This is a genomic window from Nocardioides sp. GY 10127, from assembly GCF_004919085.1.
Classification (GTDB): domain Bacteria; phylum Actinomycetota; class Actinomycetes; order Propionibacteriales; family Nocardioidaceae; genus Nocardioides.
The window spans coordinates 79,430-105,117 of the sequence record NZ_STGL01000006.1 but is presented as its reverse complement, the minus strand read 5'-3'; the positions used below and the strand labels follow the sequence as shown (position 1 = coordinate 105,117).

25 protein-coding genes and 1 riboswitch are annotated in these 25,688 nt (G+C 73.7%); of the genes, 21 read left to right on the top strand and 4 right to left on the bottom strand.

The window, feature by feature from the left end; genetic code table 11:
• The first annotated feature begins 56 nt into the window (after positions 1-56).
• Together E8D37_RS10575 and E8D37_RS10570 are read left to right on the top strand one after the other, a co-directional pair.
• Complete coding sequence (locus tag E8D37_RS10575; RefSeq protein WP_136569746.1) at positions 57-1,856, top strand: ABC transporter ATP-binding protein; 1,800 nt, start codon at positions 57-59, stop codon at positions 1,854-1,856.
• Positions 1,853-3,736 (top strand): ABC transporter ATP-binding protein, encoded by a 1,884-nt coding sequence (locus E8D37_RS10570; RefSeq protein WP_136569745.1) that lies wholly within the window; start codon positions 1,853-1,855, stop codon positions 3,734-3,736. Before E8D37_RS10575 ends, E8D37_RS10570 begins: the two co-directional genes overlap by 4 nt.
• Positions 3,737-3,767: 31 nt before the next feature.
• On the opposite strand, the gene E8D37_RS10565 is transcribed toward E8D37_RS10570, so the two are convergent.
• Positions 3,768-4,244 (bottom strand): META domain-containing protein, encoded by a 477-nt coding sequence (locus tag E8D37_RS10565; RefSeq protein WP_136569744.1) that lies wholly within the window; start codon positions 4,242-4,244, stop codon positions 3,768-3,770.
• Between the two features lie 95 nt (positions 4,245-4,339).
• On the opposite strand from E8D37_RS10565, the gene E8D37_RS10560 reads away from it, so the two are divergent.
• Positions 4,340-5,770, top strand: a complete 1,431-nt coding sequence (locus E8D37_RS10560) for an amidase (protein WP_136569743.1) — start codon at positions 4,340-4,342, stop codon at positions 5,768-5,770.
• On the opposite strand, the gene E8D37_RS10555 is transcribed toward E8D37_RS10560, so the two are convergent.
• Together E8D37_RS10555 and E8D37_RS10550 are read right to left on the bottom strand one after the other, a co-directional pair.
• Positions 5,751-6,515, bottom strand: a complete 765-nt coding sequence (locus tag E8D37_RS10555; RefSeq protein ID WP_136569742.1) for a VOC family protein — start codon at positions 6,513-6,515, stop codon at positions 5,751-5,753. The genes E8D37_RS10560 and E8D37_RS10555 overlap by 20 nt on opposite strands.
• The gene (locus tag E8D37_RS10550; RefSeq protein WP_136569741.1) at positions 6,515-7,519 is read right to left on the bottom strand and encodes a Ku protein; all 1,005 of its coding nucleotides are present in this window, start codon (positions 7,517-7,519) and stop codon (positions 6,515-6,517) included. The genes E8D37_RS10555 and E8D37_RS10550 overlap by 1 nt, the downstream gene beginning before the upstream one ends.
• 145 nt (positions 7,520-7,664) lie before the next feature.
• Between E8D37_RS10550 and ligD (E8D37_RS10545) the strand changes: the two genes are divergently transcribed.
• The 6 genes from ligD (E8D37_RS10545) to E8D37_RS10520 all read left to right on the top strand — a co-directional run bounded on the left by ligD (E8D37_RS10545) (position 7,665) and on the right by E8D37_RS10520 (position 12,731).
• Positions 7,665-8,597 (top strand): non-homologous end-joining DNA ligase, encoded by a 933-nt coding sequence (ligD, locus tag E8D37_RS10545; RefSeq protein ID WP_240770342.1) that lies wholly within the window; start codon positions 7,665-7,667, stop codon positions 8,595-8,597.
• A gap of 2 nt (positions 8,598-8,599) precedes the next feature.
• Positions 8,600-9,385, top strand: coding sequence for a L,D-transpeptidase family protein (locus E8D37_RS10540; protein ID WP_136569740.1), 786 nt, complete (start codon positions 8,600-8,602; stop codon positions 9,383-9,385).
• Positions 9,386-10,354 (top strand): non-homologous end-joining DNA ligase, encoded by a 969-nt coding sequence (gene ligD, locus E8D37_RS10535; RefSeq protein ID WP_136569739.1) that lies wholly within the window; start codon positions 9,386-9,388, stop codon positions 10,352-10,354.
• Positions 10,355-10,469: 115 nt separating this feature from the next.
• Positions 10,470-10,979: a hypothetical protein gene (locus tag E8D37_RS10530; RefSeq protein ID WP_136569738.1), complete on the top strand. Its 510-nt coding sequence runs from the start codon at positions 10,470-10,472 to the stop codon at positions 10,977-10,979.
• Between the two features lie 139 nt (positions 10,980-11,118).
• Positions 11,119-11,820, top strand: coding sequence for a response regulator transcription factor (locus E8D37_RS10525; protein ID WP_136569737.1), 702 nt, complete (start codon positions 11,119-11,121; stop codon positions 11,818-11,820).
• A gap of 149 nt (positions 11,821-11,969) precedes the next feature.
• Positions 11,970-12,731 (top strand): HAD-IIA family hydrolase, encoded by a 762-nt coding sequence (locus E8D37_RS10520; RefSeq protein ID WP_136570079.1) that lies wholly within the window; start codon positions 11,970-11,972, stop codon positions 12,729-12,731.
• A 48-nt stretch (positions 12,732-12,779) separates the two neighbouring features.
• Here the strand turns inward: E8D37_RS10520 and E8D37_RS10515 are convergent, their stop codons facing one another.
• Positions 12,780-13,865: an LLM class flavin-dependent oxidoreductase gene (locus E8D37_RS10515; RefSeq protein WP_136569736.1), complete on the bottom strand. Its 1,086-nt coding sequence runs from the start codon at positions 13,863-13,865 to the stop codon at positions 12,780-12,782.
• Positions 13,866-14,063: 198 nt separating this feature from the next.
• On the opposite strand from E8D37_RS10515, the gene E8D37_RS10505 reads away from it, so the two are divergent.
• From E8D37_RS10505 to E8D37_RS20095, 12 genes are all read left to right on the top strand, one after another.
• Positions 14,064-17,087, top strand: coding sequence for a lamin tail domain-containing protein (locus E8D37_RS10505; protein ID WP_206055691.1), 3,024 nt, complete (start codon positions 14,064-14,066; stop codon positions 17,085-17,087).
• 119 nt (positions 17,088-17,206) lie between these two features.
• Positions 17,207-18,115: a ribokinase gene (locus E8D37_RS10500; RefSeq protein WP_136569735.1), complete on the top strand. Its 909-nt coding sequence runs from the start codon at positions 17,207-17,209 to the stop codon at positions 18,113-18,115.
• 528 nt (positions 18,116-18,643) lie between these two features.
• Entirely contained in the window at positions 18,644-19,924 is a 1,281-nt protein-coding gene (locus E8D37_RS10495) for an ATPase, T2SS/T4P/T4SS family (RefSeq protein ID WP_240770341.1), read from the top strand.
• Positions 19,921-20,778: a type II secretion system F family protein gene (locus tag E8D37_RS10490; protein ID WP_240770340.1), complete on the top strand. Its 858-nt coding sequence runs from the start codon at positions 19,921-19,923 to the stop codon at positions 20,776-20,778. The genes E8D37_RS10495 and E8D37_RS10490 overlap by 4 nt, the downstream gene beginning before the upstream one ends.
• On the top strand, positions 20,775-21,719 hold the full coding sequence (locus E8D37_RS10485) for a type II secretion system F family protein (RefSeq protein WP_136569733.1): 945 nt from the start codon (positions 20,775-20,777) through the stop codon (positions 21,717-21,719). Before E8D37_RS10490 ends, E8D37_RS10485 begins: the two co-directional genes overlap by 4 nt.
• A gap of 65 nt (positions 21,720-21,784) precedes the next feature.
• Positions 21,785-22,009, top strand: coding sequence for a hypothetical protein (locus E8D37_RS10480; RefSeq protein ID WP_240770339.1), 225 nt, complete (start codon positions 21,785-21,787; stop codon positions 22,007-22,009).
• Complete coding sequence (locus tag E8D37_RS10475) at positions 22,006-22,401, top strand: TadE/TadG family type IV pilus assembly protein (protein WP_136569732.1); 396 nt, start codon at positions 22,006-22,008, stop codon at positions 22,399-22,401. The genes E8D37_RS10480 and E8D37_RS10475 overlap by 4 nt, the downstream gene beginning before the upstream one ends.
• On the top strand, positions 22,398-22,847 hold the full coding sequence (locus E8D37_RS10470; protein ID WP_136569731.1) for a hypothetical protein: 450 nt from the start codon (positions 22,398-22,400) through the stop codon (positions 22,845-22,847). The genes E8D37_RS10475 and E8D37_RS10470 overlap by 4 nt, the downstream gene beginning before the upstream one ends.
• A complete protein-coding gene (locus E8D37_RS10465) occupies positions 22,844-23,311 on the top strand; it encodes a pilus assembly protein TadG-related protein (RefSeq protein WP_136569730.1) in 468 nt (155 codons plus the stop codon). The genes E8D37_RS10470 and E8D37_RS10465 overlap by 4 nt, the downstream gene beginning before the upstream one ends.
• A gap of 372 nt (positions 23,312-23,683) precedes the next feature.
• A riboswitch (cyclic di-AMP (ydaO/yuaA leader) is annotated at positions 23,684-23,843 on the top strand.
• Between the two features lie 16 nt (positions 23,844-23,859).
• Positions 23,860-24,393, top strand: a complete 534-nt coding sequence (locus E8D37_RS10460) for a C40 family peptidase (RefSeq protein ID WP_168929714.1) — start codon at positions 23,860-23,862, stop codon at positions 24,391-24,393.
• A gap of 167 nt (positions 24,394-24,560) precedes the next feature.
• Entirely contained in the window at positions 24,561-25,157 is a 597-nt protein-coding gene (locus tag E8D37_RS20100; RefSeq protein ID WP_206055690.1) for a hypothetical protein, read from the top strand.
• Positions 25,154-25,621 (top strand): CAP domain-containing protein, encoded by a 468-nt coding sequence (locus E8D37_RS20095; protein ID WP_206055689.1) that lies wholly within the window; start codon positions 25,154-25,156, stop codon positions 25,619-25,621. The genes E8D37_RS20100 and E8D37_RS20095 overlap by 4 nt, the downstream gene beginning before the upstream one ends.
• Positions 25,622-25,688: the final 67 nt, after the last annotated feature.

The window sequence follows — 25,688 nt, the reverse complement described above, 5'->3', positions numbered from 1 at the left end:
TAGGGATGTGCTTCATCCGTCGCGCCTGTCGGCGCCGCCGCCTACAGTCGATGACGATGGCAACCTCCTCCTCGCGTGCCCTGACCGGGCCCGACCCCGACGTCCAACCGCCCGCCGGCGTGCACTCGCTCTGGCGGCTGCGCGGGTACCTGTACCCCTACCGCTGGCAGCTGCTCTTCATGCTGCTGGCCGCGCTGGCCGGGGTCGGCCTGTCCCTGGCGATCCCGCTGGTCACCGCCGCGATCATCGACGGCCCGGTGACCGACGGGGAGATCGGCATGCTGCCGGCGCTGGCTGCACTGGCGCTCGCGCTCGGCGTGCTCGAGGCAGTGCTGATCTTCGCGCGCCGCTGGGTGCAGAACAAGGCCGTCCTCGGCCTCGAGACCACCCTGCGCGGCGACCTCTACGCGCGGCTCCAGCAGCTGCCGATGAGCTTCCACACCCGCTGGCAGTCCGGGCAGCTGCTCTCGCGCGCGACCACGGACCTGAGCCTCATCCGCCGGTTCTCCGGCTTCGGGATGCTCTTCCTGCTCACCAACATCGTCCAGCTCGTCGTCACCTGCGTGATCCTGCTGCTCATGTACTGGCCGCTCGGGCTGGTCGTGGCGGCGGTGTCGGTGCCGATCATCTGGCTCTCCATGCGCTTCGAGAAGTCCTACGTGGTCGTCTCCCGGCAGGTGCAGGACGAGCAGGGCGACCTCGCGACCCGGGCCGAGGAGGCCGCCGTCGCGATCCGCGTCATCAAGTCCTTCGGCCGCAGCGAGCACGTGTCGGCGCAGTACGAGCGGGCGGCCGAGCAGCTGCGCGCGACGTCCATGCGCAAGGTGCGGATGTCGGCGACCTTCTGGACGTTCCTCGAGGGCATCCCGAACCTCGCCGTCGTCGTGGTCCTGGCCCTCGGCGCGTGGGGCGTGGGCACCGACCGGCTCACCCCGGGGCAGCTCGTCGCCTTCATCACCCTCATGCTCAGCCTGGTCTGGCCGGTCTCCTCCCTCGGCGTCATCCTCGCGATGGCCCAGGAGTCGATGACCGCCTCGGCCCGCATCCTGGAGATCTTCGACACCGAGCCCGCGATCGTCGGCGGCACCCGCACCATCGAGCGGCCGCGGGGCCACCTGCGGTTCGAGGGCGTGCGGTTCGCGTTCCCCGACGAGCCCGGGGAGGACGTCCTCAAGGGCGTCGACCTCGAGCTCGCGCCGGGGGAGACCGTCGCGCTCGTCGGCGCGACCGGCGCGGGCAAGACGCTGCTCACCGCCCTCGTGCCCCGCCTGTGGGACGTCACGGGCGGCCGGGTCACGCTGGACGGCGTCGACGTGCGCGACCTCGACCTCACCCACCTGCGCACGCTGGTCGCGACGGCGTTCGAGGACCCGACGCTGTTCTCCATGAGCGCCCGCGAGAACCTCACCCTCGGCCGCGCCGACGCCACCGAGGCGGAGATCGAGGAGGCGCTCGAGGTCGCCCAGGCCCAGTTCGTCCACGACCTGCCCTGGGGGCTCGACACCCGCATCGGCGAGCAGGGCATGTCGCTGTCGGGCGGTCAGCGCCAGCGGCTCGCCCTGGCCCGGGCGGTGCTGGCCCGGCCGAGCGTCATCGTCCTCGACGACACGCTCTCGGCCCTCGACGTCCACACCGAGACCCTGGTCGAGGCGGCGCTGCGCCGCGTCCTGGCCGACACCACCGGCCTGATCGTCGCCCACCGTGCCTCCACGGTCCTGCTGGCCGACCGGGTCGCGCTGCTGCAGGACGGCGTCATCACCCACGTCGGCGACCACCGCGAGCTGCTCGCCACGGTCCCCGCCTACCGCGACCTGCTGGCCGCGGAGGACGAGCGCGCCGAGGAGATGAGCGCATGAGCACCCCCACCGGCACTCGCACCGGCGCGCCCACCGACGCCCCCACGGAAGCCCAGCAGCGCACCCGCGCCTGGCGCGGCGAGGCGGACGTCGACCGCGACGAGGCCGCGGAGCGGATGACCTCCGGCACGCTCGGCGGCGGCGCCCGGCGCCTGCTCGTCGAGCTCCTGCGCCCGCACGCCCGGCTGCTGTGGCTGCTCACCGGGGCCGTCGTCATCGAGAACGCCGCGCGCCTGGCGATCCCGTACCTGGTCAAGGAGGGCATCGACGTCGGCATCCCGCCGATCACGCAGGACGGCGACGTCCGACCGCTCCTCGGGATCGTCGGGGTCGTCCTCGTGGCCACCGTGGTGCAGGCGGTGAGCCGGAACCGGTTCCTGGTCCTCCAGGGCCGGGTCGGCCAGGACGTCCTCTACCAGCTGCGGCGCCGCGTGTTCCGGCACTTCCAGGCGCTCAGCCCGGCGTTCCACGACACCTACACCTCGGGCCGCGTCATCTCCCGCCAGACCTCCGACGTCGAGGCGATCTACGAGATGCTCGAGACCGGCTTCGACGGGCTGGTGAAGGCCGCGCTCACGCTGTTCGGCACGGCCGGCATCCTGCTCTACCTGGACGTGAAGCTCGGGCTGGTCTCGCTGCTCTCGTTCCCGTGCCTGGTGCTGCTCACCAACTGGTTCCGCAAGGCCTCGGCCCGCTCCTACCGGGTGACGCGGGAGAAGGTCGCGCTCGTGATCGTCCACTTCGTGGAGTCCATGGGCGGCATCCGCGCCGTCCAGGCGTTCCGCCGCGAGCCGCGCAACCAGGAGATCTTCGACGACGTCAACGACCAGTACCGGGTCGCCAACCTCGGGGCCTTCCGCCTCGTCACCTGGTTCATGCCCGGCACCCGGCTCATCGGCAACGTCACCATCGCCGTCGTCCTCGGCTACGGCGGCTACCTGGCCTACACGGGCGAGGTGACCGTCGGCGTCCTGGCCGCGTTCCTGCTCTACCTGCGCCAGTTCTTCGAGCCGATGATGGACATCAGCCAGTTCTACAACACCTTCCAGTCGGCCTCGGCGGCCCTGGAGAAGCTGGCCGGCGTGCTCGACCAGGAGCCGGGCGTCCCGGAGCCGGAGCACCCGCGGGCCCTGCCGGACGCGCGCGGTGAGCTGCACTTCGACGGCGTCGGGTTCTCCTACGTGGAGGGTCGCCCGGTCATCCCCGACCTCGAGCTCACGCTGCCCGCGGGGCAGACCGTCGCGGTCGTCGGCACCACCGGCGCCGGCAAGACGACGCTGGCCAAGCTCGCCACCCGGTTCTACGACCCGACCGCCGGCGCCGTCCGGCTCGACGGCGTCGACGTGCGCGAGCTCGACTCCGACACGCTGCGCCGGCACGTCGTGATGGTGACCCAGGAGAACTACCTCTTCTCCGGGTCGATCGCCGACAACATCCGGTTCGGCCGGCCCGAGGCCACGATGGAGGAGGTCGTCGCCGCCACGAAGGCGCTGGGCGCGCACGACTTCATCTCCGCGATGCCCGAGGGCTACGACACGGACGTCGCCAACCAGGGCGGCCGGCTCTCGGCCGGCCAGCGGCAGCTGGTCGCGTTCGCGCGGGCGTTCCTGGCGGACCCGGCGGTGCTCATCCTCGACGAGGCGACCTCGTCGCTCGACATCCCCTCGGAGCGGCTGGTCCAGAAGGCGCTGCGCACCGTGCTCGCGGGCCGGACGGCCATCATCATCGCCCACCGGCTCTCCACCGTGGAGATCGCCGACCGGGTGCTGGTGATGGAGCACGGCCGGGTCGTCGAGGACGGCTCGCCGGCCGACCTGGTGGCCTCCGGCGAGGGCCGGTACGCCTCGCTGCACGACGCGTGGGAGGCGTCGCTGGCCTGATCGTCGGCCTGGTCGTCGGGCGGCCGGCGGTTCACTCCTCGACGGGGGAGAGGACGACGACGTCGGAGTCGGTGCGCAGGGTGACCTGCGTGCCGACCACCTCGACGGTGGGGGAGCCGGTGAGCAGGTCGCTCAGCCACACGTCGGCGTCGAACGGGCGGCCCGGGCAGGCCATCTCGGTGCCACCCACCGGGCCGACGCTCAGCACGTCGTCCTCGACGCTCGCGTCGGCGAACAGGGTGTTGCAGCCGGCGCTGCCGGAGACGCTGCCGGTCCCGTCGGCGGTGTCGAAGGTGAGCCGCACGTCGGCGTCCGCGGGGGCGACGTCGCTGTCGACGCGCGTGGCGACCAGGGGCTGACCGAGCACCGGCCCGAAGGGGGCCATCGGGTCGGGCCCCAGCCCGCCGTCGGTCTCGCCCTGGACGCAGGCGGTCAGGGTGCCCGTCAGGACGAGGGCCAGGGCCCCGGCCAGGAGGACGGGGCGGACGACGGCGGCAGGTCGACTCATGCGGGTGGGACGCGACCGGGTCCGGTCGGGTTCCCTGGTCCAGCCCCCTGGCGACCCCCTCCCGCAACGGGTGACCCGTCAGTAGCCTGCGGAGCATGACGCAGCGCCAGGTCCCCTCCGACGTCCTCGTGCACGAGACGGGCGGGTGGAGCGCGGTCCGCACCCGCGAGGCCGTCGTCTCCGGTGAGGTGAGCGCGCTGGCGGTCACCGAGGCGGCGCTGGTGCGCGCGGTCGCGGCCGGGCCGCTCAACGCGGTGAGCGTCCTGCTCGCGGAGGAGGCACGTGAAGAGGCCGCCGCGCGGGACGCGGCGCTGGCTGCGGGGGAGACCCCCGGCCCGCTGCACGGCGTGCCCGTCGTCATCAAGGAGGAGATCGACACCGCCGGCCAGGTCACCACGTTCGGCGGCGACGGCAACAGCACGCCCGTCGGCGCCGACGCCGAGGTCGTCCGGCGGCTGCGCGCCGCCGGCGCCGTCGTGCTCGCGCGCAGCACGATGCCCGAGTTCGGGGCGTGGCCCTTCACCGAGTCGGTCTCGCGCGGGATCACCCGCAACCCCTGGAACCACCACCGCACCCCCGGCGGCTCGTCGGGCGGCACGGCGGCGCTGGTAGCCGCCGGCGTCGTGCCGGTCGGGATGGGCGGGGACGGCGGCGGGTCGATCCGCATCCCGTCGGCCGCCTGCGGCCTCTTCGGGCTCAAGCCCCAGCGCGGGCGGGTCACCACCGCCCCGCACCCGCACCTGTGGTGGGCGCTGGGCACGGCCGGGCCGCTCGCGCGGACGGTCGCCGACAGCGCCCTCGTCTACGACGTGGTGCGCGGCTCCACGGACGTCGACCGGTTCCGCGCCGGCGAGGCCGGCTCGTTCGTCGAGGCCGCCGCCCGCGAGCCGGGCCGGCTGCGGATCGGCTGGTCCACCGCGCCCGTCACGCGCGGGGTGAAGCCGGACGCCTGCCACGTCCGCGCCGTCACCGAGACCGCGGCCCTGCTGGCCGACCTGGGTCACGACGTCCGCGAGGTCGACCCCGACTACCCCGACCCGACCGCCGCGTTCATCCCGCAGTTCTTCGGCGGCATCCGCGCGGAGGCCGCCGCGGTCGAGCACCCCGAGCGGCTCGAGCGCCGCACCCGGGCCACGGTCCGGCTCGGCGCCTGGGTGCGCCCCGGCGTCCTGGAGTGGGCGATCCGGCAGGGCGAGCGCGTCGGGCGCCAGGCCAACAGGGTCTTCGCGGACGTCGACGTCCTGCTCACCCCCACCACCGCGCACCGGCCCGTCGAGATCGGCGTGCTCGACGGGCTCGGCCCGTTGCGCGCCACCCTGGCCTCGATGCCGTCCATCGCCTACGCGGCGCTGTGGAACGTGGCCGGCAACCCGGCCGCCAGCGTCCCGGCCGGGCTCGGCCCGGACGGGCTGCCGCTCGCCGTCCAGCTCGTCGGCCGCACGGACGACGAGCCGACCCTGCTCTCGCTGGCCGCCCAGCTCGAGCGGGTGCGCCCGTGGCCGGTGCTCAGCCCAGCGACTGCATGACCTTGAAGGGCACCCCGAGCGGGTCGACGAGGCTGCCGATCCGCCCGTAGGGGGTGTCCTCGGCGGGCTGCGACTCGCTGCCGCCGAGCTCGAGCGCCCGGGCGACGGTCTCGTCGGTGCTCTCCACCAGGAGGTAGAACTGCCAGCTCGCCTGGCCGGCGGAGAGGAAGCCCGAGGCGTCCATGATCCCGGCGGAGGCCTCGGCGTCCTTGCCGTGCGTGGTGTAGCGGAAGTCCGGGGTGTCGGACATCGTGTGCGTCGGCCAGTCCAGGACGTCGCGGTAGAAGGCGACGCTCGCGTCGTAGTCGGTGCTCAGCGTCTCGAACCAGCCGGGCGCCCCGACCTCGGCGAACCGGGCGAAGCCGGCGAACTCGATCGGCTGCCACAGGCCGACGACGGCGCCGGCGGGGTCGGCGAGCACGGCGAAGCGGCCGAGGTCCGCGACGGTGCCCGGGGGCACGAGCACGGTGCCGCCGCCGTCGGGCACGCGGGCGACGGTCGCCTCGACGTCCTCGACGGCCAGGTAGGTGTTCCAGGCGCTCGGGGCGCCGCTGCCGTCGTCGGGCATGACGCCCGCGATCGGCGTGCCGTCCAGGAACAGCATGCGGTAGCCGCCGAACTCGCTGCTGGACTCCCCGACGGTCCAGCCGAGCAGGTCGGCGTAGAACCGGCACGCGGCGTCGGCGTCGGTGGTGAACAGCTCGATCCAGGTCGGCTGGCCGGGGGTGGGTGCGGTGCGCTCCATCAGCTTGCTTCCTTCTTCGCCGCGGTCTTCTTGGCCGTGGACTTCCTCGCGGTGGTCTTCGAGGCGGCCGCCTTCTTCGTGGCCGTCTTCTTCGCCGCGGACTTCGTGGCGGTGGACTTCGTAGTGGCCTTCGCGGCCTTCTTCGTGGTCGACCGCCCGGCGCCCGACTTCTCATCGGTGTCCTCGGCCTCGCCCGACGTGTCGTCGTCGGTGGTCTCCCCGCGGGCCTGCTTCGCGGCGTCGACGGAGCGCTGGAGGGCGGCCAGCAGGTCGACCACCTCGCCGGAGGTGCGGGTGGACGTCTCGGTGCGCTGCACCTCCCCGCCCTCGATCTTGGCCCTCACCACGGCCTCGACGGCCTCGGCGTAGTCGTCGGAGAACTCCTCGGGGTGGAAGTCGCCGGCGAGGGTCTCGACCAGCATCCGGGCCATCTGCACCTCGGCGTCCTTCACCTCCCCGGTCTCGACGGAGAAGTCGGGGGTGCGGATCTCGTCGGGCCACATCATCGTCTGCAGCACGATGACGTCGCCGGCGTCCGTCTCCCGCACCCGCAGCACGGCGGTGGTGGTGCGCTGGCGCAGCGCCACCGTCACCACGGCCACCCGGTCGGACTCCCGCAGCGCCTCGCGCAGCAGCGCGTACGGCTTCGCTCCGGTCTTCTCCGGCTCGAGGTAGTAGGACTTCTCCAGCAGCAGCGGGTCGATCTGGTCGCTGGGCACGAACTTCTCGACCGCGATCTCGCGGGAGGACGTGACGGGCAGGTCGGCCAGGTCGTCGTCGGTGAGGACGACCATCTCGCCGTCCTCGGTCTCGTAGCCCTTGGCGATCTCGGAGTAGGCGACCTCCTCGCCGTCCAGCGAGCACAGGCGCTGGTAGCGGATGCGACCGCCGTCCTTCGCGTGCACCTGGCGGAAGGAGACGTCGTGGCTCTCCGTCGCCGAGTACAGCTTCACGGGCACGCTGACCAGCCCGAAGGACACCGCGCCCTTCCAGATCGCTCGCATGCCCGCTCCTCCGATCGGCGTGCCCCGTGGACCGGGGACCCGTGCAGTCTGACCGGTCGCGGCCGCCGAAGTCATCGACCCCCCGGTGGAAGGGTGTGCCGCCGGGGTGCGGGGAGCCCGCGGGGCCGGGGTGCACGATGTCCCGGTGATCCCGTTCCTGCCGATGCTCGCCACGAAGGCCGACCCGCTGCCGCGGGGCGCCGACTGGCTGCACGAGGTGAAGTGGGACGGCGTGCGCACCATCGCGCAGGCCACCGCCGGGCTCGGGGACGCCGGGGTGGCGACCTGGACGCGCAACGGCAACGCGTCCACGACCGCCTGGCCGGACGTGGCCGCGGTCGGCCCGGACGCCGACGTCGTCGTCGACGGCGAGGTGATCGCCCTCAACGCCCGCGGGCTGCCCGACTTCCGGGTGCTCCAGGAGCGGATGCACGTGCGCCGGGCCGCGACCGCGGCCCGCCTGGCCGCCGACCTCCCGGCCACCTTCATGGTCTTCGACCTGCTGCGCCTCGAGGGCCGCGACCTCCTCGAGGAGCCGCTGGAGGAACGCCGGGCCCTGCTCGCGCAGGTGCTCGACGGCTCCGGCTGGCAGGTCCCGGCCTCCTACGACGACGGCGAGATGCTGCTCGAGGCGACCCGCACCCAGGGCCTCGAGGGGGTCGTCGCCAAGCGCCGCGGCAGCCGCTACCGCCCCGGCGAGCGCAGCCCCCACTGGCGCAAGCTCGCCCACCGGCACCGGGGCAGCTACGTGGTGGGCGGGTGGCGCCCGCAGGAGGGCGGGACGCAGCTCGCGGCCCTGCTCGTGGGTGAGCGGACGCCGGACGGACTCGCCTACCGTGGCCGGGTGGGGAGCGGCATCGGACCTCGGGCCAGCCGCCGGCTCACCGAGCTGGTGGCCGGGCTGACGCGCGCCGCGAGCCCCTTCGACGACGAGGTGCCGCGCGCCGACGCCGCGGGCACCACGTGGCTCGAGCCCACGCTCGTGGTGGACGTCGAGACCCACGGCTCCGGCCACGACAGGCTGCGACAGCCCTCGCTCGTCGCGGTCCGCACCGACCTGACCCCGGACGAGATCTGATGATGACTGCACGCACCCCCCGACGCTCCTCCCGGACTCCCCTCCTCCCCGTGCTCGTCACGGGGCTGCTGCTCACGCTGGTGCCCGCGCTCCCGGCCTCGGCGGTCGGCACCGCCACGGCCGCCACCACCGCGACCGCGGGCAGCACCCAGGCCCGCACCACCCGCCGGGTGATCCACCTCGGCGGGGTGAAGGTGCGCATCCGCAAGGCCACCGACCAGGTCGTCACCGTGAACCGCCGCAGCGGCTACCACGCGACCGTGACGCTCTGGCGCCGCACCGACGACGGCTGGAAGCGGGTGATGTCGGCGCGCGACGGGCGGATCGGCTACGGCGGGCTCGCCGCGCCCCGCAAGCGCGTCCAGGGCACCGGCACCACGCCGATCGGCACCTACCGGCTGCCCTTCGCCTTCGGCACGCACGCGAAGCGCAAGGCCTGGCACCTGACGTACCGGCGGATCAAGGGCGGCGACTACTGGGTGCAGGACAACCGCTCCGACTACTACAACCGCTACCGCAACAAGTCCCAGGGCGGCTTCCGCTGGTGGCTCGACTCCAGCAGCCCCAACGCCTCGGAGCGGCTGGCCGACTACCCGGTGCAGTACGAGTACGCCGTCGTCATCGGCTACAACCCGTTCCAGGTCCGCCACCGCGGCGCCGGGATCTTCCTGCACGTCAACGGTGACGGCGCGACCGCCGGCTGCGTGAGCGCCCCGCGCTGGTTCCTGCGCAAGGCCCTGGCCCGGCTGCGTCCGGGCAAGACCCCGCTCATCGCGATCGGTGCCTGAGTGAGCCCCGCGGGCGAGGAGGTGCTGGTCGAGGTCGACGGCCGCCGGCTGCGGATCTCGAACCTCGACAAGGTCCTCTACCCGCGCACCGGCACCACCAAGGGCGAGGTGCTGCACTACTACGCCACCATCGCGCCGGTGCTGCTGCCGCACCTCGCCGGCCGCGCGATCACCCGCATCCGCTGGCCGCACGGCGTCGGCGACGGCTCCTTCTACGAGAAGAACGCGCCCCAGGGCACGCCGCCCTGGGTCCGGGTCGTGGAGGTGCCGACCAGCGGCACGCGGGGGGAGTCGCGGCACGGCGACGTCCTGCGCATGCCGGTGGTCGACGACCTGGCCACGCTCACCTGGCTGGCCAACCTCGCGGCCCTCGAGCTCCACGCCCACCAGTGGCAGGTCGGACGCTCCGGGCGGCCGCGCCGGGCCGACCGGCTGGTCGTGGACCTCGACCCGGGCGAGGACGTCGGCCTGCAGCAGTGCTGCGAGGTCGCGCTGGCGGTGCGGGCGCTGCTGGCCGGCGAGGAGGTGGACGGCGAGCGGCTCGACGGCCTCGCGGACGAGCCGCTGGACGTCGTCCCCGTGCTCTCCGGCAGCAAGGGCCTGCACCTGTACGCGCCGCTCTCGCCGCGCCGCCCCAGCGAGGAGACCTCGGCGCTGGCCCAGCGGCTCGCGGAGGCGCTGGCGCGGGCCCGGCCGCGGGCGGTGACGGCGACGATGACGAAGTCGCGGCGGGTCGGGCGGGTGTTCCTGGACTGGTCGCAGAACGCGGCCTCGAAGACGACGGTGAGCCCCTACTCGCTGCGCGGCCGGGAGCGTCCGACGGTGGCCGCGCCGGTGACGTGGGCGGAGGTCGAGGCGGGGGCGCAGGACCCGTTCGGCCTCGAGCAGCTGCCGTTCACCGCGGTGCTGGAGCGGGTGGCCGAGCACGGCGACCTGGCCGCCGTCCTGCTGCCCGACCGGACCGCCTGAAACACCTGTTACCGAACCGTGGAGCACGGGTGCCCACGACGTTCCGCGGCTGTGCCGGGCCGCCTCCTAGCGTGGTCGTACCGGCCGACGGAGGCCGGTGCAGGAGGTGGAACCCATGACCACGATGCCGGTGAACAACCCGGTCGTCACCGCGCGGCAGCTCAAGCTGCTCGCCGTCCCCGCGGCCGTCGTCGCGGCGTTCGCGCTGGCCATCTGGTTCTCCGGGACGCCGCTGGTGTCCCCGTCCTCCCCGGCGAGCGCCGTCGACCTGACCACGGACGGCTCCACCGCCGTCCTCACCGTCTCCACCCTCCTGCCGGGGGAGTCCATGTCGCGGGCCGTCACCCTCACCAACGCCACCGACCGCGACACCGAGCTCTGGCTGACCGAGGACGCCGACGCCGCGGCGCAGGGCGACCTCTGGCTCGACATCCGCCGGGACGGCACCCAGGTCTACGCCGGCCCGTTCGGGGCCATGGCGGACTTCACCACCGACCAGGGCACCCTGCGCGCGCACGACGACGCGACCTTCACCTTCACCGTCTCGCTGCCCGAGGACGCCGACGCGATCGTGGACGGCGACCAGCCTGCCGTCGCCACCTACACGCTGGCCACGGGCAGCTGAGCGGGCAGGCCGGGCACCGCCCGACACCCGTGGGAGTACCTGACCTCACCTGATCGAGGGGAGCCCGCCGGACACGGAGTGGGACACACTTCCTGTGGTACCGCCCTGAGAGCCGGTCCGTACCTCTATGCTCTGACGCATGGCTCAGCGCGTGCTCGTGGTCGAGGACGAGGAAGACATCGCCTTCCCCCTCGTCCGCACCCTGGAGCGCGAGGGCTACGACGTGTCGTGGGTGGACTCCGGTGAGCGGGCGCTCGCCGACCTCAACGGGGTCGCGGCGGACGTCGTGATCCTCGACCTGGGGCTCCCCGACATGGACGGCCTCGAGGTCTGCCGCCGCGCCCGCGAGAGCGGCTTCGGCGGCGCCATCATGATCTGCACGACCCGCGCCGCCGAGCTCGACCGCGTGGTCGGCCTCGACTACGGCGCCGACGACTACCTGGCCAAGCCGTTCGGCCTCGCCGAGCTCCAGGCCCGCGTCCGCGCGCTGCTGCGTCGCACCAACACGGGGTTCGCCCAGGTGGCCGCCGAGGACCCGAACGGCCTGCGCATCGACGTCGCCGCCCGCCGGGTCTACGCCGGGCAGCAGGAGGTGCCGCTGACCGGCAAGGAGTTCGAGGTGCTCAACATCCTCGCCTCCCACCGCGACAAGGTGGTCTCCCGCGGCCGGCTCATGGCCGACGTGTGGGACGAGAACTGGTACGGCTCCACCAAGACCCTCGACGTCACCATCGGGCGGTTGCGGCAGAAGCTGGAGTCCGTCGGGGTGACGGACAAGGTCGTCGCCGTGCGCGGCGTCGGCTTCCGGCTCGAGGCCGGGCAGGTCGAGGCCGGCGCCTGAGCGCTCTGCCGGTCTTCTGGCTGGGCTCCTCGCTGGGCTGACGGGGTGGTGCCCCGCAGGTCCCGGCCGTCGCTAGGGTCGTCCTCGTGACCACGAAGGACGGCGGCAGCGACCGCTCCACCCGGCCCGTCGAGACCTGGCTGACCGACATGGACGGCGTGCTCGTCCACGAGGAGGAGCCGATCCCCGGCGCGGCCGAGTTCATCGAGAAGCTCAAGAGCTCGGACGTGAGCTTCATGGTGCTCACCAACAACTCGATCTTCACCCCGCGCGACCTGCGGGCCCGCCTCCTCGGCAGCGGCATCGACGTGCCCGAGGACGCGATCTGGACCTCCGCGCTGGCCACCGCGCAGTTCCTCCACGACCAGCGCCCGGGCGGGACGGCGTACGTGGTCGGCGAGGCCGGGCTCACCACCGCGCTGCACGAGATCGGCTACGTCATCACCGACCGCGACCCGGACTACGTGGTCCTCGGCGAGACCCGCACCTACTCCTTCGAGGCGATCACGAAGGCGATCCGGCTGCTGGAGAACGGGGCGCGCTTCATCGCCACCAACCCCGACCCGTCCGGCCCGAGCAAGGAGGGCAAGCTGCCCGCCACCGGCTCGGTGGCCGCGCTCATCTCCACCGCCACCGGGCGTCAGCCGTACTACGTCGGCAAGCCGAACCCGCTGATGATGCGCTCGGCCCTCAACCGCCTCGACGCGCACTCCGAGACCACCGTGATGGTGGGCGACCGGATGGACACCGACGTGAAGGCCGGCCTGGAGTCGGGCCTACGGACCGTCCTCGTGCTCACCGGCTCGACGTCGAAGGAGGAGGTGGACCTGCACCCGTACGGGCCCACCCGCGTCCACGACTCCGTGGCCGACCTCGTCGACCTCGTCGGCAAGGAGTTCCCCACCGACTGAGGTCGACCGGCTGAACCCGACTGGCCGACCCGACTGGCCGGGCCCGGCTCAGCCGACCTGCGTCGGCTCCTCGGCCAGCAGCTCGCGCACCCGCGGGATGACCTCGGTGCCGTAGAGCCGGATGGACTCCATCCGCTGCTCGTGCGGCAGGGCGCCGACGGAGTACTTCAGCTGGAACCGGGAGAGCCCCAGCGTCCGGCAGGCCCACGCGATCTTCTGCGCGACCGTCTCGGGGGAGCCGACGAACATCGCGCCGGTGGGGGAAGCGCCCTGCTCGAACGCGATCCGGGAGTAGGGGCCCCAGCCGCGCTCGCGGCCGAGCCGCTCGTAGAGGTCCTTCTGGTGGGGGAAGAGCTGCTCGCGGGCCTGCTCGTCGGTGGCGGCGACGTGGCCGGGGGAGTGCATGCCGATGGGGAGCAGTGCCTGGCCCGACTCGGTCAGCGCGCGGCGGTAGAGGTCGGCGAACGGCGCGAACTGGCCCGGCGAGCCGCCGATGACGGCGAGGACGAGCGGGAGCCCGAAGGACGCGGCGCGGACGACGGACTGCGGCGAGCCGCCGACGGCCAGCCACGCCGGCACGCCCTGCTCGGTGCGGGGGTGCACGGTCTGCTGGGAGAGCGACGCGCGCTTGGTGCCGGACCAGGTGACCGGCTGCTCGGCCTGGAGGGCGGTGAAGAGCTCGACCTTCTCGGCGAACAGCGTGTCGTAGTCGTCCAGGTCGTAGCCGAAGAGCGGGAAGGACTCGATGAACGAGCCGCGGCCCAGCTGCACCTCGGCCCGGCCGTTCGAGAGGGCCTGGAGGGTGGCGAAGCGCTGGTAGACGCGGACCGGGTCGTCGGAGGAGAGCACGGTGACGCCGGTGCCGAGGCGGAGCCGCTCGGTCTGGCCGGCCACGGCGGCGAGGACGACGTCCGGGGCGCTGATGGCGTAGTCGGGGCGGTGGTGCTCGCCCAGGCCGAGGTAGTCGACGCCGACCGAGTCGGCCAGCACGCCCTCGGCCACGGTCTCGCGGATCGCGTCGGCCTGGTGCTGCGGGCTGCCGTCGGCGAGCCGGCCGACGTCGCCGAAGGTGTCCAGCCCGAGGGTCGGGTGCGCGGTGGAGCCGAGGACTGACAGGTCGAGAGATCCGTTCACATTCAACAATCTACCGGGTGGGTCGCGTGCCGCGTCCACCCGCGCGATGGTCCGCTGCCCGACGGCCGGGGTTCGGGGGACGTTCACCGCTCGTTCCGCGCCGCCCCGTTGGCTGCCACGGGCCCCGCACGAGGCGGGGTCGGCCCCTGCCGACGAGCACGGGTGGGACGGACAGGGCAGGACATGAGGGGACCGAGGGTGGAGCACAGAGCACGCGTCGCGCTGGCGGCGATCGCCGGCGTCCTGGTCGCACCGCTCGCGGGGGTCGCGCTGCCGGCCTCCGCGGCGACGGCGGCCGGGTCGCTGGTCATCAACGAGGTGGAGTCCTCGGGCGGCGACCCGGGGGACTGGATCGAGCTGTACAACACCGGCGACGAGGCGGTCGACGCCTCGGGCCTGGTGCTGCGCGACAACGACGACAGCCACGCCTACGTGATCGACGCGGGCGCCACCGTCGAGGCCGGGGCGTACCTGGCCCTCGACGTCGACGCGTCCTTCGGGCTCGGCGGCAGCGACTCCGCGCGGCTCTTCGACACCGACGGCACGACGCTGATCGACTCCTACACCTGGACGACGCAAGCCACGACCACCTACGGCCGCTGCCCCGACGGCACCGGCGACTTCGCCACCACCGCGGCGTCCACGAAGGGCGCGGCGAACGACTGCGCGGGTGACACGGGTGACACGGGCGGCACGGGCGGCACCGGGGACACGGGCAGCACCGGCGGCTCCTCCACCGTGGTGCTCAACGAGGTCGAGTCCAACGGCGACACCACCGACTGGGTGGAGCTCTACAACACCGGCACCGAGGCCGTGGACGTCTCCGGGTGGGGCGTGCTCGACAACGACAGCTCCCACACCCCGCTGACCCTCCCGGCCGGGACCACGCTGGCCGCGGGTGAGTTCTACGCCGTCGACATGACCGACTTCGGCCTGGGCGGCGCCGACTCCGCCACGCTCTACGAGGCCGACCTCACCACCGTCGTCGACACCTACAGCTGGACGGCGCACGCCACGACCACCTACGGCCGCTGCCCCGACGGCACCGGCGAGTGGGTCACCACCGCGGCGTCCACGAAGGGCGCGGCGAACGACTGCGTGCAGCCGCTGGTGATCAACGAGGTGGAGTCCTCGGGCGGCGACCCGGGCGACTGGATCGAGCTGCGGAACAACACCGACGCCGCCCTCGACATCTCCGGCTACGTCCTCAAGGACTCCGACGACACGCACGCCTTCGTCGTCCCCGACGCCACCACGATCGACGCGGGCGGCTACTACGTGGCCGAGGTCGACGCCTCCTTCGGGCTGGGCAGCAGCGACTCGGCGCGGCTCTTCGAGGCGGACGGCACCACGCTCGTGGACTCCTACACGTGGACGGCGCACGCCGACACGACCTACGGCCGCTGCCCCGACGGCACCGGGGACTTCGCCACCACCGCGGCGTCCACGAAGGGCGCCGCGAACCTCTGCGAGGGCGACCTCGTGACCCGCGCCTGGCCCGGCGGCACCGACGTGACCGCCGTAGACGACGCCGACCTGGTCACCACCAACCTGTCCGGTCTCGCCTACGAGGCGAGCGGCACGAGCGAGCCCGGCACCCTCTGGGCCGTGCAGAACGGGCCCGGCACGCTGTTCCGGCTCGAGCAGGCGGACGACGGGCAGTGGCTCGCCGCCGACGGCGACTGGGCCTCCGGCGTGACGCTGCACTACGCCGACGGCACCGGCAACGTGGACGCCGAGGGCGTGGCGATCGCGGACGGCTCCGCCGACGGCGGCGTCTACGTCTCCACCGAGCGGGACAACGACGCCTCGAGCGTCTCGCGGCCGTCGGTGCTGCGCTACGACGTGAGTGCCGGCGGCACCACGCTGGACGCCACCACCGAGTGGAACCTGGCCGGCGACCTGCCCACGCTGGGCGCCAACTCCGGGCTCGAGGGCATCGCCTGGCTGCCGGACGCCGACCTGGTCGCGGCCGGCTTCGTGGACGCCACCACCGGCGAGGCCTACGACCCGGCCGACTACCCGGGGCACGGCGACGGCCTGTTCGCCGTCGGCGTCGAGGGCACCGGCGGCGTCTACGTCTACGCGCTGGCCGAGGACGGCAGCTACACCCGCGTGGCCGACTTCGCCTCCGGCTTCGACGGGGTCATGGACCTCGACTACGACGGGGCCTCCCAGACGCTCTACGTGGTCTGCGACGACGCCTGCGAGGGCGTGATCGGCGAGTTCGCGATCGCGAGCGAGGGCGACGACGCCGGCACGTTCGTGGCGGACGTCTACGACGAGCGCCCGGCGGGCATGGCGAACCTGGCCAACGAGGGGTTCACGGTGGCCGCCGCGGCCGAGTGCGCGGACGGCCTCAAGCCGGCGTTCTGGGCCGACGACTCCGACACCGACGGCTACTCGCTGCGCGAGGGCACGGTCGAGTGCGACACCGAGCCCGCGGCCGTCGTCGACCCGACGATCTCCGCGAGCGTCTCGCCCGCGGTGCCCGCGAGCGGCTGGTACACCGGTCCGGTCACGGTGTCGTTCACGTGCGTCGAGGGCTCGGCGGCGCTCGTCGACGCCTGCCCGGAGGACGTCGTGCTCGACGAGGACGGGGCGGACCAGAGCGTCACGGCCAGCATCGAGGCGACCGACGGCGGCACCGCGACGGTGACCTCCGAGCCGGTCTCGATCGACGCGACCGCCCCCGTCGTCCGGCTCACGAAGGTGGCCGCCGGGCAGACCTACCGCGGTGTCCGCACGCCGTCGTGCGTCGCCTCCGACGCGACGTCCGGGCTCGCCGGGGAGTGCGAGGTCACCGTGCGCGAGGGCAGCAACGGGTGGCGCGTGGCCACCGCGAGCGCCACGGACGTCGCGGGCAACACCGCCTCGGTCTCGCGCCGCTACCGCGTGCTCACCGCGTTCGTGCGCGGGGCCTCCCAGGCAGGTGCTGGGTCCGGTGCTGGGTCGGCGTTCCGCGTCGGGCGGGGCGACCGGGCGACCCTGGTGGTGTGGGTTCCGGTCGGACGCTCCGCACCGACCCTGCTCGCCGCCACCCGGGCGGGATCGCCGCACGCGGCCCTGGGCCGGATGGGTGCCACGGGGACGGCGCAGGACGGCTGGGCCGAGTACGAGGCCGTCGTCCGCCTGCCCTCGGCCAAGGCGGGCACGACCTGGCGCTACGGCGTGCGGTCCGGGGGCGACGTGAGCCTGCTCGCGGTGCGCCTCACGCGCTGACGCTCCGTTCCCGGGGTCGCTCCTGGGTGGGCCCGCGCGGTGACCCCTCTGGTCACCGCGCGGGCTCCCAGGGGGTGAGAGGGGGGACGGGTGAGGCGTGTCTGGCTAGGTTGGTGCCTGTGAGCAGCGTCGCCCCGGTCGTGTCCGTCGTCGGCAGCCTCAACGCGGACAGGGTCCTGCGGGTGGAGGCGCTCCCGCGCGCGGGGGAGACCCTCACCGCGCTGCGCACCCGCACGCTGCCCGGCGGGAAGGGCGCGAACCAGGCGGTGGCGCTGGCCAGGCTGGGCTGCCACGTCCGGATGCTCGGCGCGGTGGGCACCGACCCGGACGGCGCGCTGCTGCGCGGCGCGCTGCGGGCGGAGGGCATCGACATCCAGGGCCTCCAGGAGGTCGGCGGGCCCAGCGGCGGCGCGACCGTCCTCGTGGACCAGAGCGGCGAGAACCTCATCGTCGTCACGCCCGGCGCCAACGCCCGCGTGGACGCCGGGGAGGTGCTCGGACGCATGGCCGGCAGCGGCCCGGTGGACGTGCTGCTCCTCCAGCTCGAGGTGCCTCTCGACGTCGTCGCCCAGGTGGCGCAGGAGGCCCGCGGGATGGCCCAGCGGATCGTCCTCAACGCGGCGCCCGCCATGCCGCTCGACGCCTCGCTGCTCGGCCTGGTCGACGTCCTCGTGGTCAACGAGCACGAGGCCCGGATCATGACGGGCCTGGCCGACCCCACCCGCGCCGTCACCCGCCTCGCCGCCCAGGTGCGCGAGCTCGCCGTCGTCACCCTCGGCAGCCGCGGCGGGCTCTACGCCGGCGCCGCCACTGGCCGGTTTGCTGCGGCCAGCGCGGACGCCGTCGTCGACTCCACCGGCGCCGGCGACTGCTTCGTCGCGGCCCTCTGCGACGGCCTCGCCCGCTGCGCCGACTCCGCTGCGGACCTGCCCGGCGTCCTCGAGCGCGCCGCCCGCGCCGCCGCCCTCGCCGTCACCCGCGAGGGCGCCCAGCCCGCCATGCCCACGCGGGTCGAGGTGGACGCGTAGGGGCCGCTCGTTCTGGCCGCCGGGCCTTCCGGCTGGTGGGCCTGCCGGCTGGTGGGCGGTGGATGAGCAACCTGTTCTGGGCCCGGATCGGTTGCTGGCGCACCGCTGGTCGGCCGGCCGCGGGGTGGCGGTGGCTGAGCAACCGAGCTGGGGCGTCGGCAGGTTGCTGGCACACCGCTGGTGCCAGATCTGCAGGGTGGCGGTGGCTGAGCAACCTTGCCGAGCCGCGGAAGGGTTGCTGGCGCACCGCTGATCGGCCGCCCGCCGGCCGGCCGCGGAGTGGCGGTGTCTGAGCAACCTCGCCGGGTCGCGGGCAGGTTGCTGACGCACCGCCCACCCAGCAGCACCTCGGTACACGCCCGTACGCGCCCGTACCCAGGCCTGGGGAAGAACGTTTCGTGCCCTTTCCGTCGGGTACGTGTGGCGGTCACGATGTCCTTCTCGCCTTGACGGGCGGGTTGGGACGACTCCACTCGGGACGGAGCCGGGATGACTGCATTGCCTGCCACCTCACCGGTGACACAGAACGTGCCACACGCGCCGGGTCGCTCGGGGCTCGGCGCGGGTGACCTCGCGCTGGTCGAGGACCTGGACGCCGCGCTGCGGTCGTTGGTGCGCCGTGAGGGTGTGGATCCGCAGTCGGAGGTGCCGACGGTGCGGCGGTTGGCGACGTCGGTGGTGCGCGAGCACGACGACCGGGCGCTGACGGGTGCGGTGGCGGCGGTGGTCGACGCCGAGGCGCTGGTGAGTGAGCTGGTGGCGCGGGTGGCGGGGTTCGGTCCGCTGCAGCCGCTGCTGGACGACCCCGAGATAGAAGAGGTGTGGATCAACGAGCCCTCGCGGGTGTTCGTGGCGCGCAGCGGCCGCCACGAGCTGACCAACCTCCGGCTGACGCGGACCCAGGTCGACGAGCTGGTGGAGCGGATGCTGAAGAGCTCGGGCCGGCGGATAGATCTATCCCGCCCGTTCGTCGACGCGATGCTGCCCGACGGGCATCGGCTGCACGTCGTCCTGGAGGGCATCAGCAGGGGCTTCAGCGCGGTCAACGTCCGCAAGTTCGTGCTGCGTGCCGCGCGCACCTCCGACCTCGTGGAGCTGGGCAGCCTCACGCCGCAGGCAGCGGCGTTCCTGGAGGCCTCCGTGCGTGCTGGTCTCAACATCCTCGTCGCCGGAGGGACGCAGGCAGGCAAGACGACCATGTTGAACGCGTTGGCCGCCGCGATCCCGGGCGGTGAACGGGTGATCACGGCCGAGGAGGTCTTCGAGCTGCGCTTCGCGCACCCGGACTGGGTGGCGATGCAGACCCGCCAGGCCGGGCTGGAGGGCACGGGCGAGGTGACGCTGCGCGACCTGGTGAAGGAGGCGCTGCGGATGCGGCCGAACCGGTTGATCGTCGGTGAGGTGCGGGCGTCGGAGTGTCTCGACCTCGTCCTGGCGCTCAACGCCGGTCTGCCGGGCATGTGCACCCTGCACGCGAACTCGGCCAGGGAGGCGCTGCTGAAGATGTGCACGCTCCCGCTCCTGGCCGGGGAGAACATCTCGAGCCGGTTCGTGGTGCCGACGGTGGCGACGTCGGTCGACCTCGTGGTCCACCTCGGGCTCGACCCGCGGGGCAGGCGACAGGTCGAGGAGATCGTGGCCGTGCCCGGACGCGTGGAGGGCGACGTCATCGAGACCGAGCCCGTCTTCGTCCGCCGCGGCGGCGAGCTGGTGCGGGCTCACGGAACCCCGCCTCGGCCGGAGCGGTTCGAGCGGGTGCGGATCGACGTCCACGCCCTGCTCGCCGGGGGCTCGGAGGGCGTGTCGTGATCGGGGCGCTCGTCGGGCTCGGTGTCGGGCTGGGGCTGCTGCTGGTGTGGTCGGCGTTCGCGGTCCCGCGTCGCCCGCGCACCCGGCGCGACGGCCCTGGGCGGACCGCCCGGATGCTCGCCTCGGCCGGGCTGCGCGAGGTCTCGCCCTCCGGCTTCGTCGCCCTGTGCGCCGGTTCGGGACTCGTGGCGGCGCTCGTCGTCCTCGTGGTCACCGCGACCCCGCCGGTGGCGCTGGCCTTTGGTGCCCTGTCCGCCTACCTGCCCGTCGCGCTCGTCAACGGCCGGGCCGCCCGCCGTCAGCGGGAGCTGGCCGAGGTGTGGCCGGAGGCGGTCGACGACCTCTCCTCCGCGGTCCGTGCGGGCATGTCGCTGCCCGACGCGCTGGGCGCGCTCGGGATCCGCGGACCGGAGGCTTTGCGCCCGGCCTTCCGCGCCTTCGCGCTGGACTACCAGGTGTCGGGACGCTTCGGCGACTGCCTGGACCGGCTCAAGGACGACCTCGCCGACCCTGTCGGCGACCGTGTCGTCGAGGGCCTGCGCGTTGCCCGCGAGGTGGGCGGGGGCGACCTCGGTCGCCTGCTGCGCAACCTCTCGACGTTCCTGCGCGAGGACGCCCGGACGCGCTCCGAGCTGGAGTCCCGCCAGGCCTGGACGGTGAACGGGGCTCGCCTGGCGGTGGCGGCGCCCTGGCTGGTGCTGCTGTCCATGAGCGGCAACGCGCAGCTGATGGCGCGCTACGGCACCGCGGCCGGGGCCGTCGTGCTGGCGATCGGGGCCGGTGCCTGCATCCTCGCCTACCGCGTGATGATGCGGGTGGGTCGGCTGCCGCGAGAGCGGAGGATCCTCGCGTGAGCGCGCCGCCCGCCCTCACCGGTGCCGTCCTCGGCGGCGCGGCCGCCCTGGGTCTGCTCCTCGTGGTGGCACGGCTGCGCGTCGTGCGGCGGCCCCAGCTCGCGATCCGGGTGCTGCCCTACGTGCGGGACCTGCCGCAGGTCGGGAGGACGCCGCTGGCCGGCGTCCCCGCGTCCAGGACGTCGGCCGTGGTAGGTGTGTTCGGGCCGCCGGTGCGCCGCGCCGCCGCGCTGGTCGAGCGCATCCTCGGCGGCGCCACCTCGGTCCGCCGCCGGCTGGAGCGGGCCGGCCTCGAGCCGGACGTGCACGGCTTCCGCGTCGAGCAGGTCGTGTGGGGCCTGGCCGCCTTCGCGCTCGCGGCCGCGTTCGGTCTGCTGCGCGCGATGTCCGACCCGGGCTCGGCGCTCGGCAGCGCCGTGGTCTGCCTCGCCGCGCTGGCGGGCGGCGTCCTGGGGCGGGACTGGTGGCTCGGCCAGCAGGTCCTGCGCCGCGAACGGCTCATCCTCGCCGAGCTGCCGACGCTCTCGGAGCTGCTCTCGCTCGCCGTGGCCGCGGGGGAGAGCCCGGTGGGGGCGTTGGACCGGGTCGTCCGCCGCTCGGACGGCGCCCTCTCGACCGAGCTGGCCGGGGTCCTCGCCGGGGTCCGCACCGGAGAGCCGGTCGCGCACGCCTTCGACCGCCTGGCCGCTCGCACCGGGCTGCCCGCCGTCGCCCGGTTCGCCCAGGGCATCGCCACGGCCGTCGAGCGGGGCACCCCGCTCGCCGACGTCCTGCACGCCCAGGCCGCGGACGTCCGCGAGGCCGGGCGCCGTGACCTCATCGAGTCCGCGGCCCGGCGCGAGGTGGCGATGATGGTGCCGGTCGTCTTCCTGGTGCTCCCCGTGACCGTCCTCTTCGCGTTCTGGCCTGGCGCCGTCGGCCTGGACCTCGCCGTGCCGTGAGCGGGCCTCGAGCCCGCGCCGTCCACGCCCCCTCACGGGGGCACCTCTCGGGAAAGGAAGCACCCATGACCGTCCGCACCCTCCTCCGCCTCCAGGTGGTCGCAGCCCAGCTGCTCGCAGTCGCGGCGCCGCACCGGCCCGCCGACGGGCCGGCCCACGACGACCGCGGGGACGTCCCCGGCTGGGTCATGGTGACGGTGATGACCGCCGGCCTGGTCGGGCTCATCACCGCCGTCGCGGGCCCGCAGCTGACCCAGATGGTGAGTGCGGCGCTGGCCTCGGTGCAGTGAGCGGGCGCCGACGAGGCAGCGACGACCGGGGTTCCGCGGTCGTCGACTTCGTCCTCGTCCTGCTCGTGGTGGTGCCGCTGTTCCTCGGCATCCTCCAGCTTGCGCTGACGCTGTTCGTCCGGAACACGCTCGCCTCGGCCGCGTCCGACGGGGCCCGGTACGGCGCCGCGCTCGGCCGCGGACCCGGCGACGCCGTCGCCCGGACGAGGGAGCAGGCCACCAGCGTGCTGCCGGGGCGCTACGCCCAGGACGTGACCGCCGCCGTGGAGGACGTCGACGGCGTCCCGACGGTCGTGGTGTCGGTCCGCGCGGAGGTGCCTGCCCTGGGCCTCGGCGGACCCTCCGTCACCTTCGAGGTGAGCGGGCACGCCGTGCAGGAGTCGGCGCCGTGACCGGCCGGGGGGACCCGCGGGACCGTGACGACCGGGGCAGCGCCCTGGTGGAGCTGTCGTGGCTGGTGATCCTGCTGCTGGTGCCGCTCCTCTGGGCCCTGCTGGGGGTCTTCGAGGTCCAGCGTGGCGCGTTCGCGACGGAGTCGGCCGCCCGGGCCGCGGCACGCGCGTACGTCCTCGCCCCGGACGACGCCTCGGGGGCCACGGCCGCGCGGGCGGCGGCGGTCTCGGCGCTGGCGGACCAGGGCGTCGAGTCCGCGGCGGATGTCTCGGTCTCCTGCGGTTCGTTCACCGACTGCCACTCCGGCACCGCGGTGGTCACGGTGGAGGTGAGCACGTCGGTGGACCTGCCGTTCCCGGACGTGCTGGGCGCGATCAGCCCCACGTTCGCCCTGCATGCCTCCCACGCCGTGCCGGTCGGTCGCTACCAGGAGGTGAGCGGATGACCGCGCGCGTAGCCCCGCCACGCGATCAGGACGAGCAAGGCTCCACCACCGTCCTCGTACTAGGGCTGGTCGTGGTGCTGCTGGGGGCCTTCGCGCTCGTCACCGACGCGAGCGCGGCCTACCTCCAGCGCTCGGGGCTCTCGACCCTCGCGGACGGGGCCGCGCTCTATGGCGCCGACGCCGGAGCCGCGGGCACCGGCCTGTACACCGAGGGGCTGCCCGCGGGCGCGCTGCCCGTCGACGAGGCGGCCGCCCGGGCCGGCGTCCAGGCGTACCTGGAGCAGGTGGGGGCGCAGCGGGACTACCCCGGCCTCAGCGCGCGGGTCACGGTGGACGTGACCGCCGGGACGGTGGACGTCGAGCTGACCGCACCCCTCGACCTGCCGCTCACGGTTCCCGGGGCCGCGAGCAGGACCACGGTGACGGCGGACGGGTCCGCCGCGACCACCCTCGACGCAGACTGAGGACCGCCCCGGAGATCCTGACAGGCTGTCAAGACCCTTTGGAGAACTCGTGATTCCCGAAAGACGGACACCACTGTCCGTCATCTGCACGAAACATCGTCAGGTGTCGCGTAAAGGTGGCCCGTCCGATAATGAAGTGAGCGGGCTCACAATGGTCGGTTGGGTGGCCGTCTGACCTGCGATTTCGCCAGGACGACCAGGAAGAGGGACGCCGGTCCGGACGTGAAGACCGCATAAGAACCCGGCCCGGGGTTTGGCAACCACCCGATCGGGATGCCTACCGTCGAAGCACGAACACACACCAGTGACACCGGTCCACGGGCGACGCCGAGTCCTTGCCCCGCCTGTCGACCGTCCAGTATCCCGGCCCACTCTCGCGGCCGGCCGAGCATCACCAGGGCAGGAGTGGGGGACCCACCTTCGCGGTCCCGATGAACCGGGCTACCGCTCGGGGTGAAGCCGTGCATGCACGGCCGGGCACCTTTCCGCCCGAACCCGACAGCTCACCTCACAGGCGTGGAAGGGACAGCCTGTTGATGACTCCTGCCATGCCCCCGGCCGTGCGCGGCCTCGGACGTGCTCTTACCCGCCTCACCGTCGCCCTGGCGCTGACCGCGGGCCTCTTCGCCACCTCCTCGGTGGTCACCACCCACGAGGGCGGCGCCGACTCGGCGTCCGCCATGACGGCCCACCGCCGCACCGTGCTCCGGCACAAGGTGAAGCGCGGCGTGCACATCGCCGTGAACCAGAAGGGCGACCCGTACCAGTACGGCTCCGCCGGGCCGAACCGCTTCGACTGCTCGGGCCTCATGTACTACGCCTTCCGCAAGGCCGGCTTCAGCAACATGCCCCGCACCTCCAGCGAGCAGGCCCGGTTCACCGACCGGATCAAGCGCTCGAACATGAAGCGCGGCGACCTCATCTTCTTCTACAACTCCTCCGGCGTGTACCACGTCGGGATCTTCGCCGGCTGGAGCAACGGGCGTCGCCTCGTCCTCCACTCGCCGAACAGCAACGGTCACGTCCGCACGCAGCGGATGTGGACGAACAAGTGGTACGGCGGCACCCTGCGCCGACGCTGACCCGCTGCGGCCCGCGCCGCAGTCGCACGAGCCACGAGGCCCCGCCACGCACCGCGTCGCGGGGCCTTGTCGCGTCCGCGTCCGCGTCGCCCTTGTCTCCGGGAAGAGCCGGGTAGGGCCCGGAAGCGCCGACTAGGGTGCTGGACCGAACCGACTCGGAGGTCGTCATGCTCGCTCCCGTTCGTCTACTCCTGGCCGCCGCGCTGGCCCTGCCGCTCGCAGCGATCGCCGGCCCGGCGGCCCCGGCCGCGGCCGGTGGCACCGGCACCCTCGGGCTCCCGCTCACCGTTACCGACGCCCACAACGACTGGGAGGTGGGGGAGGGGGCCGGGTCCCTCACCCGCGCCCAGAAGGCCAGCATCGACCTGTTCCGGGTCCGGCTCACCGGCGTCGACTCCGGTGCCAAGGTGCGGTTCGTCTTCGTGCTCAAGAAGCTCACGCGGTCCGGGGACTTCGACCAGATCGTGCAGGTCAGGCTGCGGCCGCGGAAGGGCAGTGCCTGGAGCGCTGCGGTCGACCTCAGCGTCCAGGACCCCACGGACGTGGCCGCCACCTACGAGGAGGGCTCGACCCTGCGCTACTGCAGCCCGCGCGCGCACCGCGACCGGTCGGCCGGCCTCGTCCGCGTGGACGTGCCGGTGCGCTGCCTGCCCACGGCCCCCGCCCGCGTGCGGGTGCTCACGGCCACCGGCCACTGGGGCAGCGACGCGTTCCCGTACTCCACCGACACCATGAAGGTCCCCGGGCTGGTGAGCCTTCGGTGAGGCGCCGCGCCGCGGGAGTCCTGGCGACGCTGGCCCTGCTCGCCGGCGGCCTGACGGGTGGGCTCACCCTCGTCGCGCCGCCCGCGGGCGCGGCCGTCGGCGACCACTACGAGCAGGTCGCCCGGCAGCGCACCAACCACGCCCGCACCTCCCGCGGGCGGGTCGCGCTGAAGAAGCAGGCGTGCGTCCAGCGCAAGGCCGAGAAGCAGGCCCGGAAGATGGCCCGCACCGGCACGCTCGAGCACCAGGACCTCGGGCCGGTCATGGACGACTGCGGGCTCACCGACGCCGGGGAGAACATCGCCTACGGCTACGCCAACGGGCGGGCCGTCGTCCGCGCCTGGATGCACTCGCCGGGCCACCGGGCGAACATCCTCAACAAGCGGTTCCGCCTCCTCGGCATGGCCGCGGTCAAGGACGACGACGGCACCTGGTGGGCCTGCCAGGTGTTCGGTCGGACGTAGCCGACCGACACGCCCGCCGGGCACCGCCGCACCGGGAGTAGGCCGTCCTGGGCCCGACCCGTAGTCT

Coding starts and splice junctions, on each gene's coding strand:
- E8D37_RS10575 (WP_136569746.1), top strand. CDS start 57: ATGGCAACCTCCTCCTCGCGTGCCCTGACCGGGCCCGACCCCGACGTC.
- E8D37_RS10570 (WP_136569745.1), top strand. CDS start 1,853: ATGAGCACCCCCACCGGCACTCGCACCGGCGCGCCCACCGACGCCCCC.
- E8D37_RS10565 (WP_136569744.1), bottom strand. CDS start 4,244: ATGAGTCGACCTGCCGCCGTCGTCCGCCCCGTCCTCCTGGCCGGGGCC.
- E8D37_RS10560 (WP_136569743.1), top strand. CDS start 4,340: ATGACGCAGCGCCAGGTCCCCTCCGACGTCCTCGTGCACGAGACGGGC.
- E8D37_RS10555 (WP_136569742.1), bottom strand. CDS start 6,515: ATGGAGCGCACCGCACCCACCCCCGGCCAGCCGACCTGGATCGAGCTG.
- E8D37_RS10550 (WP_136569741.1), bottom strand. CDS start 7,519: ATGCGAGCGATCTGGAAGGGCGCGGTGTCCTTCGGGCTGGTCAGCGTG.
- E8D37_RS10540 (WP_136569740.1), top strand. CDS start 8,600: ATGACTGCACGCACCCCCCGACGCTCCTCCCGGACTCCCCTCCTCCCC.
- E8D37_RS10530 (WP_136569738.1), top strand. CDS start 10,470: ATGACCACGATGCCGGTGAACAACCCGGTCGTCACCGCGCGGCAGCTC.
- E8D37_RS10525 (WP_136569737.1), top strand. CDS start 11,119: ATGGCTCAGCGCGTGCTCGTGGTCGAGGACGAGGAAGACATCGCCTTC.
- E8D37_RS10520 (WP_136570079.1), top strand. CDS start 11,970: ATGGACGGCGTGCTCGTCCACGAGGAGGAGCCGATCCCCGGCGCGGCC.
- E8D37_RS10480 (WP_240770339.1), top strand. CDS start 21,785: ATGACCGTCCGCACCCTCCTCCGCCTCCAGGTGGTCGCAGCCCAGCTG.
- E8D37_RS10465 (WP_136569730.1), top strand. CDS start 22,844: ATGACCGCGCGCGTAGCCCCGCCACGCGATCAGGACGAGCAAGGCTCC.
- E8D37_RS10460 (WP_168929714.1), top strand. CDS start 23,860: ATGCCCCCGGCCGTGCGCGGCCTCGGACGTGCTCTTACCCGCCTCACC.
- E8D37_RS20100 (WP_206055690.1), top strand. CDS start 24,561: ATGCTCGCTCCCGTTCGTCTACTCCTGGCCGCCGCGCTGGCCCTGCCG.